At 73.2% G+C, this 15,164-nt stretch carries 13 protein-coding genes; 5 read left to right on the top strand and 8 right to left on the bottom strand.

The window, feature by feature from the left end:
- Positions 1-2: 2 nt before the first annotated feature.
- From mmsA to ACFWN3_RS08485, 7 genes are all read right to left on the bottom strand, one after another.
- Positions 3-1,538 (bottom strand): multiple monosaccharide ABC transporter ATP-binding protein, encoded by a 1,536-nt coding sequence (mmsA, locus tag ACFWN3_RS08515; protein WP_377645264.1) that lies wholly within the window; start codon positions 1,536-1,538, stop codon positions 3-5.
- 106 nt (positions 1,539-1,644) lie between these two features.
- The gene (gene chvE / locus ACFWN3_RS08510; protein WP_377645262.1) at positions 1,645-2,739 is read right to left on the bottom strand and encodes a multiple monosaccharide ABC transporter substrate-binding protein; all 1,095 of its coding nucleotides are present in this window, start codon (positions 2,737-2,739) and stop codon (positions 1,645-1,647) included.
- A 94-nt stretch (positions 2,740-2,833) separates the two neighbouring features.
- Positions 2,834-4,330 carry an L-arabinose isomerase gene (gene araA, locus ACFWN3_RS08505; protein ID WP_377645260.1) on the bottom strand — a complete coding sequence of 499 codons (1,497 nt, stop codon included), beginning with the start codon at positions 4,328-4,330 and terminating at the stop codon, positions 2,834-2,836.
- Entirely contained in the window at positions 4,327-5,034 is a 708-nt protein-coding gene (locus tag ACFWN3_RS08500; RefSeq protein WP_377645258.1) for an L-ribulose-5-phosphate 4-epimerase, read from the bottom strand. The genes araA and ACFWN3_RS08500 overlap by 4 nt, the downstream gene beginning before the upstream one ends.
- The gene (gene araB, locus ACFWN3_RS08495; RefSeq protein WP_377645256.1) at positions 5,031-6,692 is read right to left on the bottom strand and encodes a ribulokinase; all 1,662 of its coding nucleotides are present in this window, start codon (positions 6,690-6,692) and stop codon (positions 5,031-5,033) included. The genes ACFWN3_RS08500 and araB overlap by 4 nt, the downstream gene beginning before the upstream one ends.
- Before the next feature lie 134 nt (positions 6,693-6,826).
- Positions 6,827-7,858, bottom strand: a complete 1,032-nt coding sequence (locus tag ACFWN3_RS08490) for a LacI family DNA-binding transcriptional regulator (RefSeq protein ID WP_377645254.1) — start codon at positions 7,856-7,858, stop codon at positions 6,827-6,829.
- Positions 7,859-7,920: 62 nt separating this feature from the next.
- Complete coding sequence (locus tag ACFWN3_RS08485; protein WP_377645251.1) at positions 7,921-8,229, bottom strand: hypothetical protein; 309 nt, start codon at positions 8,227-8,229, stop codon at positions 7,921-7,923.
- A 124-nt stretch (positions 8,230-8,353) separates the two neighbouring features.
- Here ACFWN3_RS08485 and ACFWN3_RS08480 point away from each other — a divergent pair, with 124 nt between their 5' ends.
- The 3 genes from ACFWN3_RS08480 (at position 8,354) to ACFWN3_RS08470 (ending at position 11,284) form a co-directional block, all read left to right on the top strand.
- Positions 8,354-8,704 carry an MGMT family protein gene (locus ACFWN3_RS08480; RefSeq protein ID WP_377645249.1) on the top strand — a complete coding sequence of 117 codons (351 nt, stop codon included), beginning with the start codon at positions 8,354-8,356 and terminating at the stop codon, positions 8,702-8,704.
- A 134-nt stretch (positions 8,705-8,838) separates the two neighbouring features.
- Positions 8,839-10,104: a PQQ-dependent sugar dehydrogenase gene (locus ACFWN3_RS08475; protein WP_377645247.1), complete on the top strand. Its 1,266-nt coding sequence runs from the start codon at positions 8,839-8,841 to the stop codon at positions 10,102-10,104.
- A gap of 256 nt (positions 10,105-10,360) precedes the next feature.
- The gene (locus tag ACFWN3_RS08470) at positions 10,361-11,284 is read left to right on the top strand and encodes a hypothetical protein (protein WP_377645246.1); all 924 of its coding nucleotides are present in this window, start codon (positions 10,361-10,363) and stop codon (positions 11,282-11,284) included.
- Between the two features lie 265 nt (positions 11,285-11,549).
- Here ACFWN3_RS08470 and ACFWN3_RS08465 read toward each other — a convergent pair whose 3' ends face one another.
- Positions 11,550-12,194, bottom strand: a complete 645-nt coding sequence (locus ACFWN3_RS08465) for a hypothetical protein (protein ID WP_377645243.1) — start codon at positions 12,192-12,194, stop codon at positions 11,550-11,552.
- A gap of 86 nt (positions 12,195-12,280) precedes the next feature.
- On the opposite strand from ACFWN3_RS08465, the gene ACFWN3_RS08460 reads away from it, so the two are divergent.
- Both ACFWN3_RS08460 and ACFWN3_RS08455 read left to right on the top strand, forming a co-directional pair.
- A complete protein-coding gene (locus tag ACFWN3_RS08460; protein ID WP_377645242.1) occupies positions 12,281-13,606 on the top strand; it encodes an MFS transporter in 1,326 nt (441 codons plus the stop codon).
- 128 nt (positions 13,607-13,734) lie between these two features.
- Positions 13,735-15,153: a pyridoxal phosphate-dependent decarboxylase family protein gene (locus ACFWN3_RS08455; protein ID WP_377645239.1), complete on the top strand. Its 1,419-nt coding sequence runs from the start codon at positions 13,735-13,737 to the stop codon at positions 15,151-15,153.
- Positions 15,154-15,164: the final 11 nt, after the last annotated feature.

Below are 15,164 nucleotides of genomic sequence, written 5' to 3'. Positions count from 1 at the left end.
GGTCAGCCTGCCTTTCTCTGGGTCATGTGGCGCATCAGCGTTTCCTGGTCGGCGCGCTCTCGGGGGACGTCGGCGGTGATGACGCCGGCGCTGAGGGTGTAGATGCGGTCGCAGATCCCGAGCAGCTCGGGCAGCTCGGACGAGATCACGAGCACCCCGCGGCCGGAGTCGGCCAGCTGGTTGATGATCTCGTAGATCTCGTACTTCGCCCCGACGTCGATCCCGCGGGTGGGCTCGTCGAGGATGAGGACGTCGGGCTCGGTGAACATCCACTTGCCGAGGACGACCTTCTGCTGGTTGCCGCCCGACAGGCGCGAGACGCCCTCCTCGACGCTGGGGGCCTTGATGTTGAGGGACTTGCGGTACTTCTCGGCGGCGACGACCTCGGCGTTGTCGTCGACGGCCATGCCCTTGCGGATCTTGCGCAGGCCCGCCGCGGTGATCGAGACCTTGATGGTGTCGAGGAGGTTGAGCCCCAGGGCCTTGCGGTCCTCGGTGACGTAGGCCAGGCCGGCGTCGATGGCGGCGCGCACGCTGCGGGCCCTGACCTCGACGCCGTCCTTGAACAGCCGGCCGCCGAGCTTGTTGCCCCACGACTCCCCGAAGACGCTGCGGGCGAGCTCGGTGCGACCGGCGCCCATGAGGCCGGCCAGCCCGACGATCTCGCCGCGCCGGACGGTGATGTTGGCGCGGTCGACGACGAGGCGGTGCGGGTCGCTGGGGTGGGCCACGGTCCAGTCGCGGATCTCGAGGAGGACCTCGCCGGGGGAGGACTCGTGGGGCGGGTACCGGTGGTCGAGGTCGCGACCGACCATCCCGCGGATGATCCGGTCCTCGTCGACCCCGTCGCCGGCGACGTCGAGCGTCTCGATGGTGCGCCCGTCGCGGATGATCGTGATCGAGTCGGAGATCTGCTCGATCTCGTTGAGCTTGTGGCTGATCATGATGCAGGTGATGCCGCGGTCGCGCAGGCCGCCGAGGAGGCGCAGCAGGTTCTGGCTGTCGCCCTCGTTCAGGGCCGCGGTCGGCTCGTCGAGGATGAGCAGCTTGACGTCCTTGGCCAGCGCCTTGGCGATCTCGACGAGCTGCTGCTTGCCGATGCCGATCTCGCCGATCATCGTGTCGGGGTCCTCGTGGAGGCCGACCCGGTCGAGCAGCTCGACGGCGCGCTTGCGGGCGACGAGCCAGTCGATGACCCCGCGGCTGCTCTCCTCGTTGCCGAGGAAGAGGTTCTCGGTGATCGAGAGCTGCGGGATGAGCGCGAGCTCCTGGTGGATGATGACGATCCCGGCCTTCTCGGAGTCCCGGATGTTGGCGAACTGCACCTCGTCGCCCTCGAAGTGGATCTCGCCGCTGTAGGTGCCGTGGGGGTGGACCCCGGAGAGCACCTTCATCAGGGTCGACTTCCCTGCGCCGTTCTCGCCGCAGATGCTGTGGATCTCGCCGCGCTTGACGTCGAAGCGCACGTCGGAGAGGGCGCGCACGCCCGGGAACTCCTTCGTGATGTCGCGCATCGACAGGATCGTGTCGGTCGCCATGGTCCGTCCTCGGTCGGTCGGTGGGTCGTGAGGTCGTGCTGGTGGGGCGGGGCGGCGGCGGGTGGGTTCGTTCCCCGCCGCCGCCCCGGTTCGGGGGGCCGGCTGATTACTTGAGCTGGTCCGCGGTGTAGTACTTCGCGTCGAGCAGGACCTGCTCGATGTTGGACTTGTCGACCGAGACCGGGTCGAGCAGCTGGGTCGGGACCTTCTTGACGCCGTTGTCGTAGGACTCGGTGTCGTTGACGGTGACGGTCTTCTTGCCGAGGATCTCCTGGATCATCGTCACCGTCGCCTTGGCGAGGTCCTGGGTGTTCTTGAACACCGAGGAGTACTGCTCACCCGCGAGGATCGACTTGACCGACTCGAGCTCCGCGTCCTGGCCGGTGACGACCGGGAGGTCCTTCTCGCCCGCGCCGTAGCCCGAGCCCTTGAGGGCCGCGAGGATGCCGCGCGAGAGGCCGTCGTAGGGCGCGAGCACGCCGTTGACGTCCTTGTCGGAGTACGACTTGGTCAGCAGGTTCTCCATGCGCTTCTTGGCGACGGCGGCGTCCCAGCGGAGGGTGGCGACGGTCTTGAAGTCGGTCTCGCCGGACTGGATCTTGATGGTGCCGTCGTCGATCTTCGGCTGGAGGACCTCCATGGCGCCGTTGAAGAAGAAGGTCGCGTTGTTGTCGTCGGGGGACCCGGCGAACAGCTCGACGTTCCACGGCTTGGGCTTGCCCGAGGCCTCGAGGCCCGCGAGGAGCGACTCGGCCTGGAGCTTGCCGACCTTGAGGTTGTCGAAGGTCGTGTAGTACTCGACGGCGTCGGTGTCGCGCAGGAGGCGGTCGTAGGCGATGACGGGGATGCCGTCGGCCTTCGCGTCGGCGAGGGCACCCTTGAGGGCGGTGCCGTCGATCGACGCGACGACGAGGACGCCGTTCTTCTTCGTGATCATGTCCTGGAGCTGGGTGACCTGGGTCGGGATGTCGTCGTTGGCGTACTGGAGGTTCACCTTGTAGCCGGCGGCCTCGAGCTGCGCCTTGATGTAGTCACCGTCCTTGATCCAGCGCTCGGACGTCTTGGTGGGCATGGCGACGCCGACGGTGATGTCCGCCGGGTTGCTGGCGGCAGCGCTGCTGCCGGTGCCGGTGTCCGTCGAGCGCCCGCAGCCGGTGAGGGCCAGCGCCGCGACGGCGGCGACCGCAAGGATCTTGCGCATCGTGGTGGTTCTCCTTCTATCTCAGGCCGGCGGGCGCCGGACCGTCGTGCCCTCGGGCGGCTCCGTTGCCTCCCTGGGGTCCTGCCGCCGGGGTCTAGAGCCCCCCGGCGAGTCGGTGGTACGCCGCGTTCCATCGGAGCTCGTCCCGGAACCGGCGCAAGGTGGTGCCCTCTCCGATGACGGCGAGCTCGAGCCCGACGATCTCGGCGAGGTGGTCGAGGTGCGTGGCGGTCAGGGCGGTGGAGAGCACCGTGTGGTGCGGTCCGCCGGCCATGAGCCAGCCCTCGGTGGAGGTGGCGAAGTCGGGCTTGGGGGTCCACACCGCGCGGCCGACGGGCAGCTTCGGCATCTCGTGCGGCGGGGTGACGACGGTGACCTCGTTGGCGACGAGGCGGAACCGGTCGCCGAGGTCGTTCCAGCCGAGGACGACCGCCTCGCCCGGGTCGGCGTCGAACACGAGGCGCACGGGGTCCTCGCGGCCGCCGATCCCGAGGGGATGGATCTCGACCCGGGCCGGCGTGCTGGAGAGGGTGGGGCAGACCTCGAGCATGTGGGCGCCGAGGACGAGCTCGCGGCCGGGCTGGAGGTCGTAGGTGTAGTCCTCCATGAAGGAGGTCGCGCCGGGCAGGCCGTCGGCCATCACCTTGAGGGTGCGCACGAGGACCGAGGTCTTCCAGTCGCCCTCGCCACCGAAGCCGTAGCCGTCGGCCATGAGGCGCTGCACGGCCAGGCCGGGCAGCTGGCGCAGGCCGCCGAGGTCCTCGAAGTTGCTCGTGAAGGCGGTGTAGCCGCCGTCGGTGAGGAAGCGGCGCAGCCCGGCCTCGATGCGGGCGCCGTAGCGCAGCGACTCGTGGCGCTCGCCGTCCGGCAGCAGCTCGGGGACGACGTCGTAGAGGTCGGCGTACTCGGCGACCAGGGCGTCGACCTCGGTGTCCTCCACCGCGTCGACCACGGCGACGAGGTCGTTGACGCCGTAGGTGTTCACCGAGACGCCGAGGCGGATCTCGGCCTCCACCTTGTCGCCCTCGGTGACCGCGACGTCCCGCATGTTGTCGCCGAAGCGGACCACGCGCATCGTCCGCAGCTCGGTGGCGGCGGTGGCGGCCCGCGACCAGTCGGCGACGCGCTTCAGCACGACCGGGTCGGAGGTGTGGCCGGAGACGGTGAGGCGCGGCTGCCTCATCCGGGTCTGGATGAACCCGAACTCGCGGTCGCCGTGGGCCGCCTGGTTGAGGTTCATGAAGTCCATGTCGATCGTGGACCAGGGCAGGTCACGGTCGGCCTGGGTGTGGAGGTGGAGCAGCGGCTTGCGCAGCGCGTCGAGTGCCGCGATCCACATCTTGGCGGGGGAGAAGGTGTGCATCCACGCGATGACCCCCACGACGTCGTCGTCGGCGTTGGCCTCGAGCATCGTGCGGCGCATCGCGGCCGAGTCGGTGAGGACGGGCTTGGCGACGACCGTCGCGACGATGCCGTCGTGCGCGGCGAGGGCGTCGGACACCCGGCGGGACTGCGCGGCCACCTGGGCGAGGACGTCCTCGCCGTAGAGACCCTGGCTGCCCGTGAGGAACCAGACCTGTCGCTCGCTCACTGCGTGACTCCCTCGTCGTGTTGTCCGTAGACGTTCTGGTAGCGGTCGAAGAGGCTCGTGACGTCGGCCGGGTCGATGACGACCGGCTCCCCGAGCTGTCGGGCGATGTGCGTGCTGCGGGCGACGTCCTCGACCATGACGGCGGCCTTGACGGCGTCGCGGGCGTCGCGCCCGATGGCGAACGGTCCGTGCCCGGCCATGAGGACGGCGCGGGAGCGGTGGCCCCGCAGCGTCTCGACGATGCCGCGGCCGATGGAGTCGTCGCCGATGAGGGCGAACGGGCCGAGGGGGATCTCGCCGCCGAACTCGTCGGCGGTCATCGTCAGCACACAGGGGATCGCCTCGTGCCGTGCGGCCCAGGCGCAGGCGTAGGTGGAGTGGGTGTGCACGACCCCGCCGACCTCGGGCATGTGCCGGTAGACGTACGCGGCCGCGGCGGTGTCGCTGCTGGGGGAGTGGTCGCCCTCGACGAGCTCGCCGTCGAGGTCGCAGACGACCATCGAGTCGGCGGTGAGGTCGTCGTAGGAGACGCCCGAGGGCTTGATGACCATGAGGTCGGCGCCGGGGACCCGGGCGCTGACGTTGCCGGCGGTCCAGATGACCAGGCCGTAGCGGGTCAGCTCGCCGTGCAGCGCCGCGACCTCGGCGCGCAGCGCCTCGACGGTGCCGCGCACGGCGTCGGTGATCGGGGTCGTGGCGGTCACGCGTGGGCCTCCCGGCGGATGGCCTTGAGCGTGCGCATCGCGGTGCTCGTGCGGCCGAGGTGGTCGTGGAGCTCGCGGTAGACGGCGTAGAGGCGGTCGTAGGCGGCGACGTTCTCGGGGATCGGCCGGTACGCGGCGTGCTCGCGGCGGCCCATCGCCTTCGCGGCGGCCGGGACGTCCTCGTAGGCGCCGGCGGCGACCGCGGCGTGGATGGCGGAGCCGAGCGCGGGCCCCTGGCTCGAGGTGACGACCGACAGGGGCATGTCCAGCACGTCGGCGTAGACCTGCATGAGGAGGGCGTTCTTCTGCAGGCCGCCGGTGACGATGAACTCGGTGACCGGGACACCGGAGGCCGCGAAGGTCTCGACGATGACGCGGGCGCCGAAGGCGGTGGACTCCAGCAGGGCGCGGTAGACGTCCTCGGGGCGGGTGGCGAGGGTCAGGCCGATCACGAGGCCCGACAGGTCGTGGTCGACGAGGACCGAGCGGTTGCCGCTCCACCAGTCGAGGGCCACGAGACCGTGGGCGCCGATCGGCTGCTCGGCGGCGAGGGCCGTGAGGTGCTCGTGGACCCCGAGGCCGGCGGCTCGGGCCGCACGCTCGTAGGCGGCGGGGACCTGGTTCGCGACGAACCAGCCGAAGATGTCGCCGACGCCGGACTGGCCGGCCTCGTAGCCGTAGAGCCCGGTGACGATGCCGCCGTCGACGACGCCGCACATTCCGGGCACCTCGGCGAGGACGTCGCTGCTCATGACGTGGCAGGTGCTCGTCCCCATGATCGCCACCATCTGGCCGGGGGCGACCGCGTCGGCCGCCGGGGCCGAGACGTGGGCGTCGACGTTGCCGACGGCCACGGCGATGCCCTCGGGCAGTCCGGTCCACCGGGCGGCCTGGGCGGTGAGCGTTCCTGCGGCGGAACCGAGCTCGCCGATCTCGTGGTCGAGCTTGGCGTCGACGAAGTCCGCGAAGGCGGGGTTGAGGGCGGCGAGGTACTCGCGGGTCGGGTAGGCGCCGTCCTGGCGGATGCCCTTGTAGCCGGCGGTGCAGGCGTTGCGGACGTAGCGGCCGGTCAGCTGCCAGACGATCCAGTCGGCGGCCTCGACCCAGTGCTCGGTGGCCGCGTAGACGTGCGGGGCCTCCTCGAGCAGCTGCAGGCCCTTGGCGAACTCCCACTCGCTGGAGATGACGCCGCCGTAGCGGGCCAGCCAGGCCTCGCCGCGCTCGCGGGCGGTCTCGGTGATGCGGTCGGCCTGGCCCTGGGCGGCGTGGTGCTTCCACAGCTTGACGTAGGCGTGCGGCTCGTCGCGGAACTCGTCGAGGTCGCACAGCGGGGTGCCGTCGCCGGTCGTGGGGACCATGGTGCAGGCGGTGAAGTCGGTGGCGATGCCGATGACGTGGGCCGGGTCGATCCGGGCCTCCTCGACGGCGGCGGGGACGGCGGTGCGCAGCACCTCGACGTAGTCGGAGGGCACCTGGAGGGCCCAGTCCGGGGGGAGGCGGCGGCCCGAGCCCGGCATCACGGTGTCGACGACGCCGTGGGGGTACTCGAGGACGGCCGACCCGAGCTCGGCGCCGTCGGAGACCCGGACGACGAGGGCCCGCCCGGAGAGGGTGCCGTAGTCGACGCCGATGACGTACCGGTCGCCCTCGTGGGTCATGCCCTGGCTCCTTCGCCGTGTGCTCCCGGTCGCCGTCGACGGGGATGTGAGCGCTCACATTGTTAGCGCTCACATCGCACCTGTGCAAGCGTCGTCACCGATTCGTGACCTGAGGTTCGACGAGCGGACGCCGGTCAGGGGGTGCGCGAGCCGCCCCGCCGGCGCGGCGGGCGGGCCGTCGACGCGCGGGTGACGAGGCGCGGCGGCACGAGCGCCGACTCGAGGTCGACGCCGGTCAGCGCCCCGACGACGAGGCGGACCGCGGCGTGGCCGAGCGAGGCGAAGTCCTGGCGGATCGTCGTCAAGGGAGGCTGGAGGAAGGCCGACTCGGGGATGTCGTCGAAGCCGACGACCGAGACGTCGTCGGGGACCCTGATGCCCCGCTCGGCGAGGGCCCGCAGCGTGCCGAGCGCCATCTGGTCGTTGGCGACGAAGACCGCGGTGACGGCCGGGTCGTCCTCGACGATGCGCAGGATCCCGTCGTGGCCCGAGCGTGGCGACCAGTCGCCGAGGACGACCGGGCCGGCCTCGACCCCGGCCTGCTCGAGGGCGTCGCGGTACCCGGCGAGCCGGGCGTCCGCCTGGGGCCAGCCGGCCGGTCCGGTGATGTGGGCGATGCGGCGGTGCCCGAGGTCGAGCAGGTGGCGGGTCGCCATCGCGCCGCCGGCCCGCTGGTCGACACCGGCGGTCGGGGCCCCCTCGCCGAGGAAACCGTCGAGGGCGATGATCGGCACGTCGGCCCGGCTCATGACCTGCGGGTCGGGGGTCTCGCCGTGGGCCGTGACGAGGACGATCGCCTCGACGGCCTGCGCGAGGTGGTGCTCGATGGCCGCGGCGAGGGTCGAGCCCGTGATGCTGAAGAGCGGGTCGAGGGAGATGGCGTACCCGGCCTCGCGGGCGGCCTCGGCGATCCCCGTGACGGTGCTCGCGGGACCGTAGAGGGGCAGCTCGTCGACGACGACCCCGATGAGGCCGCTGCGGCGGGTGACCAGGGCCCGGGCGGCGGAGTTGCGGCGGTAGCCGAGCTCGACGATGGCCCGCAGGACGCGGTCGCGGGTCTCGGGACGCACGGCCGAGGCGTCGTTGAGGACGCGGGAGACGGTCTGGTGGGAGACCCCCGCACGACGGGCCACGTGGGCCATCGTCGGGGCTGAGGGTCGGGCCATGCGGCGGAGCCTAGTGCGGCCCCGGTCCGCGACGGCGCGAGGTGCGCAGGGGGCGGGTGGCCTCAGGCGCCGTCGACGCCGCTGATGAGGAGGAAGAACAGGACGAGGCCGACGACGGCCGCGGCGACCCCGACGGCCGCGCCGACGAGCAGGGTGCGCGTGCCGCCGTCGGCGGGGGCGTGGGCGCCCGCTGCCTCGGGTGCGGGCACGAGGCGCCACACGAGCGCGCCGGCGACCGCCATGAGGACGAGGTCGACCGGGATGACCCAGTTCTCGGTCGAGGCGCCGTCGAGGAAGAAGGCGAGGACGGGCAGGGCGAGGACGCCGAGGACGAGCAGCACGACGACCGCGACGACGCGGGGCACCGACATGACGATCACCTCTTCCCCGTCCCGCGCACGGGGACGTGGTGCGAATGTAGGGGCAGCCCGGGGGTCGTGGCCAGCACCGGCGCACCGGCGCACCGGTGCCGGGCGGTCCGGCAGACTCGGCCGGGTGGACGACGTCGTCGTGGAGAAGGTGCTGCGGGCCGTGGAGGTGGTGCCGCGCGGGCACGTCGTGTCGTACGGCGACGTCGCCGCCCTCGTGGGGATCGGCCCGCGACAGGTCGGCTCGATCATGAAGCTCTACGGGTCGAACGTCACGTGGTGGCGGGTCACCAACTCCTACGGCGACCTTCCCGTCACCCTCATGGACGAGGCGCGCGAGCGGTGGGCGGACGAGGGCATCCTCCTGAAGCCGAACGGTCGTGGGTGCCGGATCACCGAGTACCGGGCCGACCCGCGCGAGCTCGGCCCGGCCTACGCCGCCGCGGTCGCCGACCTCGAGGTGGCGTCGGACGGCTGACGCGGGGTCGCCCCGGGGCGACAGGGTTGCGTCGGGTCGTCGCCTCCGGGCGTCGCACGGGCGACAGGTGTCGAAGGGATCACGAATCGGGTTCGGGCGAGGTCGTTCCGGGTGTCCCCGGGTGAGACTGGGGCATGGGACCCCGCTCCGCCGCCCCGTTCGCCCCTGCCGCGCTGGCCATGGCCGCGCTCGCCGCGACCGCCGTCCTCGCGGGGTGCTCCTCCACCCCCGACACGGGTGAGGTCCCGCCGCCGCGCACCTCCGGGACCGCGACGCCCTCGACGGCGCCGAGCGCCTCACCCGCGCCGCGCAGCACGGCGGTGCCGGCCCTGGCCGTCGAGGAGGTCGCGTCGGGGTTTGAGCACGGCTGGGACGTCGGCTTCCTCCCCGACGGCCGCGCCCTCGTCACGGAGCGGCCCGGGCGTATCTCGCTGGTGTCCGGGCTGCGCCGGGGTGCCGAGGTCACCCGCGTGCGCGCCGACCTCGAGGACGTCTACGTCCAGGGGGAGGGCGGCCTCATGGGCATGGTGGTCCACCCGGACTTCGCGACCTCGCGGCTCTTCACGACGTGCCAGACGCACGAGGAGGGAGGGGAACCCGACGACGTCCGGCTCGTCACCTGGCGCCTCTCCGCGAACGGGTCGTCCGCCGAGCGGGTCAGGAACCTCCTCACCGGGCTGCCGATCTCGTCCGGGCGCCACAGCGGCTGCCGGCCGGCGATCGCCGCCGACGGGGCGCTCGTCGTCGGCACCGGCGACGTGGCCCGCGGCGACAACCCGCAGGACCGCACGAGCCTCGGTGGCAAGGTGCTGCGCCTCGACCTCAGGACGGGAAAGCCGTTGCCGGACAACCCGTTCGCGTCGTCCTCGAACGTCCGCGAGCGGTACGTCTACAGCTACGGGCACCGCAACATCCAGGGGGTGGCGATCCGGCCGGGGTCCGGCGAGGTCTACACGGCCGAGCACGGGCCGAGCAACAACGACGAGGTCAACCTCATCGAGGCGGGGGCCAACTACGGGTGGGACCCCTCGCAGGGCGGCACCGTCGACGGCTACGACGAGAGCGTCCCGATGACCGACACGGAGCGGTTCCCGGAGGCCGTCCCGGCGATCTGGCAGTCGGGGAGGACGACCCAGGCGATCTGTGGCGCGGAGTTCCTCTCGGGCGAGATCTGGGGCGGTCTCGACGGCGCCCTCGTCGTCACGGCGCTCAAGGGGGCCAAGCTCCTCGTCCTCACCCTCGAGGAGGACGGCAGCCTCCGCGAGGTGTCGGTGCCCGAGGAGACGAACGGCCAGTACGGGCGGCTGCGCGCGGCCCGGCTCGGCCCCGACGGCGCCCTCTACGTCACGACGACCAACGGCAGCGACGACAAGCTCCTCCGCATCGCCCCCCGCACCTGATCCCCACCGTCGACGTCGCGCGACATGCCGACCGTCGGCCCGGGACATCGGCATGTCGCGCGACCTCGACCCCCCCTGGCATCCACCCCGGTGCGCTCCCGTAGGTGAAGCATCCTCGCCGCGCGACGCTGACTCCCACGCTCGACATCGCGCGACATGCCGACCGTCGGCCCGGGACATCGGCATGTCGCGCGACCTCGACGGGGGCTGTGGATGACGGTGACACGGCTCGTGACCGCCGGCCCAGAGTGGAGGCATGGGGAGGGCGCCGCTGCCGGCGGGCCTGGTCGGGGGGCCGTTCACGGTCGGCCAGGCCCGTGCCCTCGGGCTACGCTACTGCGACCTCCGGCGCCACGGGCTGAGCCGGCCCACGCACTCGGTCCGGACCGCGACGCCGCCGAAGTCGCTGTGGGAGAGGGCTCGCGCCTTCGCTGCTGCCCTTCCCGATGATGCGGCGTTCTCGCACGTCACCGCGGCCCTGCTGCTCGGCCTGCCCCTCACGCGGGTCCTCGAGCTGCAGCCGGCCCTCGACGTCATGCGCCCGTCCGCGGTGACACCCACGCGGCGGAAGGGGTGCTTCGGCCACCGCGGGCTCGAGCTGCGCGAGGTGGTCCGCGTCGACGGCATCGCGGTCGTGGGTCCCGCCGACACGTGGGTCGACCTCGGCGAGGTCCTGCACCGGGGCCTCGACCTCGACGACCTCGTCGTCGCCGGGGACGTCGTCGCCAACCGCGTCCCCGAGGGCGCCGCCTCCATGGCTGCGGTCCTGTCGGGTCGCACGAGGCCACGGGGCAGGAGGGTCCTCGGCGACGCGCTGGCGCTCGTGCGCCCCGGGGTGCGCTCGCCGATGGAGACGCGCAGCCGGCTGATGTTCGTCCGGGCGGGCCTTCCCGAGCCGGAGGTCAACGCGACGGTGCACGACACCGCCGGAGGGTGGCTGCTCGAGGGTGACCTCGTCTGGCGGGAGCAACGGGTGGTCGGCGAGTACCAGGGTGAGGAGCACGCGTCCCGGCGCCGGCGGAGCGCGGACGCCCATCGGGCACGGCTCGCCACCGCCGAGGGCTGGACCGTCCTCGAGCTGTTCGCCGAGGACGTCCTGCTCGCTCCGCGCCGGCGTGTCACCCTCCGCCGGTTCGCGACCGCCCTGGGCCTCGACCCCCGTGCCCTCCATCTCGACTGAGCCCTCGTCCGGCACCGGGCCCCGCACCATCGGGTCCGCCGCGCCTCCAGGAGCGCTCGTTCGCCGTCGAGGTCGCGCGACATGCCGACATCCGGCCCTCGCCATCGGCATGTCGCGCGATCTCGAGTGCGTGGCCGCGTGAGCAGCGGGCGGGTCGCGGGAGGAGGGTCCAGGGCAGGCGGACGGGTTGTAGGAAGGATGGTCCCGGGGAGGGGACGGGTCGCGGAAGGGGGCCCGAGCGAAGGGGGGCTCGGGTGGAGCGGCGTCAGGTGTCGACGATGGTCGTGACGACGTCGGTGACCGAGGGGCGGCGGGGCGTGGAGGAGAAGCCGAAGCGACACGGCGGGTCGACGGGGCGCAGGTCACCGAGGTCGGCGCCCTCGAACGAACCCTCGAGCGCGGTCACGGCCCGGACGTCGGTCGCGCCGTAGAACTCGCGCCGCCCGGCCCGGGCGACCCCGCGGGTGCGCACCCCACGCAGGACGACCCGCGCGACGGGGTCGGCGAGCGTCGCGAAGGCCGGCGTCCCCGCCAGACCCGGCGGCACGAGGCGCAGCACCCGACCCAGCGCCGTCCGTCCACCGACCTCGAGGGCCAGCGAGAGCGAGGGCGTCTCGACCGACCACCCCGGCACCAGACCCCTCGCGGCCCCGTCCCCGACGACTCCGGAGGGGCCGGGTCGCACGCTGACGGGCTCGAGCCGGACCTCGTCGAAGGTGTAGGTCGTCGCGACGAGGTCGGCGACCTCCGAGGTCGGGGCCAGGAGCACCCGGTGGCCGGCGGCCGTCTCGACCATGACGTCGGCGAAGGAGCCGAAGGGGCTCTCGTGCCACCAGCCGACGACGACCCGGGTCCCGGAGGTCGACCCGACCCCCGCGATCCGGCCCCGGAACCGCTGGCGCGCACCCATGCCCCCATCATCCTCGCGAGGGCGACGCCTCCCGCACCGGCCCGGGTCCTGCCGTGGAGGCCACCTCGCGCACTAGGGTCCGCGTCATGTCAGCGACGACCCCGACGACCCGGCTCAGCCCCGCCGCCCGCCGGGGCTACGGCCTCGGCTCGGTCGCGACCGGCTCCTTCGGCACGGTCCCCGGGCTCCTCCTCCTGCCCTACCTCACCGACCGGCTCGGGGTCGCGGCCGGGCTCGCGGGACTCGTCGTCTTCCTCCCGAAGGCCTGGGACGTCCTGCTCAACCCCGTCGCGGGCGGCATCAGCGACCGGTCGACCCACCCCGGAGGACGCCGCCGCCCGTTCCTCCTGCGCGCCGGAACCGCCCTCGCCGTCTGCTTCGCCCTGCTCTTCGCCGGCCCGACGAGCCCCACCGCGCTCGCCGCGACGTGGGTGGTCGTCCTCTTCCTCGCCTGCGCCACGGCGTACGCGTTCTTCCAGGTCCCCTACGTCGCGATGCCGGCCGAGATGACCGACGACTACGACGAGCGGACCCGCCTGATGACGTGGCGCGTGGCGATCCTCGCCCTCGCCATCCTCGTCAGCGGGGGTCTCTCACCGGTCATCCGCGACGCCCTCGGCCCCGAGTGGGGCTACCGAGCCGTCGGGGTGTTCGTCGGCCTGCTCATCCTCGGCGGGGCGGTCGGCGCCTGGCGGGGGACCCGCGACACCCCGCTCAGCGTCGGCGCCACCGCGGGCGGGAGCCTGCGCGTCCAGCTGCGGGTCGTGGCGGCCTCCCCGCCGTTCCGCACGCTGCTCACCGTCTTCGTCCTCCAGGCCCTCGCGACCGGCGCGATGCTGGCGGGGGTCGACTACGTGGCCCGCGTCCTCCTCGGCGGGGGCGCCGCGTCGACGGTGCTCTTCGTCTGCTTCGTCGCCCCGGCCCTTCTCGTCACGCCGCTCTGGCAGCGGCTGGGCGAGGCGCGCGGCAAGCGAACGGGCTTCGTCCTCGGCTCGGTGCTGCTGGCGGTCGGCGCCCTCTCGACCCTCCTGGCGGTGCGTGCGGGCCTCGCGGCGACGGCCGTGAGCGTGGCCCTCGTCGGCGTCGGGTACGCCGCGTGCCAGATGTTCCCGCTCGCGATGCTCCCCGACGTCGCCGCGGCCGACACCGCAGCGACCGGAGAGGCGCGCGCCGGCGCCTACACCGGTGTCTGGACCGCCGGGGAGACGGCCGGGCTCGCCCTCGGACCTCTCCTGTACGCGGGGATCCTGGCCGTCGGCGGTTACGTCTCCTCGACGGACTCCGCTGCGGTGCAACCCGAATCGGCGCGCACGGCCATCCTCATCGGGTTCACCGTCGTGCCCGCGGTGCTCGTCGCCGTGTCCCTCGTCGTCCTGCGCCGCTACCACCTCGCCGAGGAGGACGCCCGATGACGACGACCCCCGCCGGTCCCTCCGGTCCCTCCGGTCCTTCCGGTCCCGCCGATCCAGCCGGCCCCGCCGGTCCAGCCGGCCCCGCCGGCCCTGCCGGAGCCGCCGATCCCGCGGCCCATGCCGCCGCGATGTCGGCCGAGGAGGTCCGGGCAACCCTCGAGGCGCTGCGGGCCACCGACCTCCCCGTCCACGGCGGCCGCACCCTCGCGTACGTCTACGACTCCGGCCTCGCCGACGCCGACGCCCTCGGCCTCGAGGCCCTCGCGATGTTCGCCGGCGCCAACGGGCTCGACCCCACGGCGTTCCCGAGCCTGCTGCGGATGGAGAACGACCTCGTCGCGTCCGCGGGCCGGCTGCTCGACGCCCCGGAGGGCTTCGTCGGCTCGGCCACCTCCGGCGGCACCGAGTCGATCCTCCTCGCGGTCCTCGCCGCCCGGGAGGGAGCGCCACACGTCGCGAGCCCGAGCATGGTCCTGCCGACGAGCGCGCACGCGGCCTTCCTCAAGGCGGCGAAGTACCTCGGCGTGCGTCCCGTCCTCGTCGACGTCGACCCCACGACGCTGCGGGCCGACCCCGCCGCGACGGCCGCGGCGATCGACGAGAGCACCATCCTCGTCGTGGCCTCGGCCCCCTCGTACGCGCACGGCGTCGTCGACCCGGTGGCCGAGCTGGCCGCCCTCGCCGCCGAGCGTGGCGTCCGCTGCCACGTCGACGCCTGCATCGGCGGCTGGGTCCTCCCGCACCTGGGGCACCCCGCGCCGTGGACCTTCGCGGTCGAGGGCGTCACGAGCATCAGCGTCGACCTCCACAAGTACGCCTACACGAGCAAGGGCGTGTCGCTCCTCCTCCACCGCAGCGCGGAGCTCCGCCGCGGCCACCTCTTCGCCTCCGCCGACTGGCCCGGCTACACGATGCTCAACGCGACGATGCAGTCGACCCGCTCGGGTGGGCCGCTCGCCGCGGCCTGGGCGGTGACCCGCACCATCGGCGAGGCCGGCTACGTCCGGCTCGCCACCGAGGCGCGCGAGGCGACCGTGGCGATCGCGCGCGGGGTCGCCGCGGTCGACGGCCTCGACGTCCTCGTCGAGCCCGACTCGACGCTGCTCGCCCTCGTCGCCGACGAGACGTGCGACGTCTTCACGATCGCCGACGAGATGCTCGCGCGCGGCTGGTTCACCCAGCCGCAGATGGCCTTCCGCGACGTCCCGCCGACCCTGCACCTCACCCTCTCGGCGGCCACGGCGCCATCCGTCCCCGAATTCCTCCAGGCCCTCGTCGACGCCACGGCCGCGGCCCGCGCGGCCGGGCCCGTGGCGGTCGACCCCGCCCTTGCCGGCTTCGTGGCCGCCATCGACCCGGCGACCCTCGACGAGGCGGGATTCGCCGGGCTCCTGTCCGCCGCCGGCCTCGCGGGGGACGACGGGTCGCTCTCCCTCCCCGAGCGGATGGCCCCGGTCAACGCCCTCCTCGACGCCTGCCCACCGGCACTGCGCGAGGCGCTCCTCCTCGGGGTCCTCGACCGGCTGTCGCGACCCACGCCCTCCTGAGGGCGTCCCTC

The organism is Oryzobacter terrae (assembly GCF_042756445.1).
Taxonomy (GTDB): Bacteria; Actinomycetota; Actinomycetes; order Actinomycetales; family Dermatophilaceae; genus Oryzobacter; species Oryzobacter terrae.
The sequence above is the reverse complement of the archived record's forward strand: the minus strand, read 5'-3'. Positions and strand labels throughout refer to the sequence as shown.